Here is a 574-nt window from a genome sequence, read left to right as displayed (position 1 = left end):
GACGCCCAGACCCGGCCACGGCGGCCACGGCCGCCGGTCTGGCGCTCGGCCATCAGGACCTCGCTGCCCTGCGCCGGCGCCGGCCGCTGCAGCAGGGTGGTATTGCTGGAGACCAGGCTCCAGGCGATCTCCAGCCCGGCCAGCTCGGCGCCCGCCGGCCCGCTCAGTCCGGCCCGGATCGCCGCGGCGTCGAGCAGTTCCAGCGGCCGTGCCAGGCCATAGCCTTCGCCGGCCCGGCCCTCGATCTCCACCCCGGCCGCGCGCAGCGCCTGAATGCGCTTCCACACGGCCGCCCGGGTCAGCCCGCAGGCACGCGCCAGGGCATCGCCGGACAGGGGCCCCTTGCTGAGCCTGGCCAACAGTTCGCGCTCGTCCAACGCCGGTTCCATCGCCTCGTTCCGCCCCTGGGCGTGCAGTGGCGCGCCCTCGTGAACCGAAAAGTATGCGGCAACGCCCTCCGGGCGCCCAGGGCCGGGGCCCTGCACGGGGTGAAAACCGCGTTAGAATCGGGATTCACCGCCGCTCGCCTTGGATGCCGACGATGCGCCGTTCCCTGCCCTGCCTGCTCCTGTTG

At 73.9% G+C, this 574-nt stretch carries 1 protein-coding gene; it reads right to left on the bottom strand.

Features of this window, described 5'->3' with window-relative positions; genetic code table 11:
- Positions 1-389: HTH domain-containing protein (locus D180_RS21610; protein ID WP_017914413.1), on the bottom strand; the 389-nt coding region annotated here is incomplete at its 3' end.
- Positions 390-574 lie beyond the last annotated feature (185 nt).

The organism is Xanthomonas sp. SHU 166, from assembly GCF_000364685.1.
Classification (GTDB): Bacteria; Pseudomonadota; Gammaproteobacteria; order Xanthomonadales; family Xanthomonadaceae; genus Xanthomonas_A; species Xanthomonas_A sontii.
The sequence above is the reverse complement of the archived record's forward strand: the minus strand, read 5'-3'. Positions and strand labels throughout refer to the sequence as shown.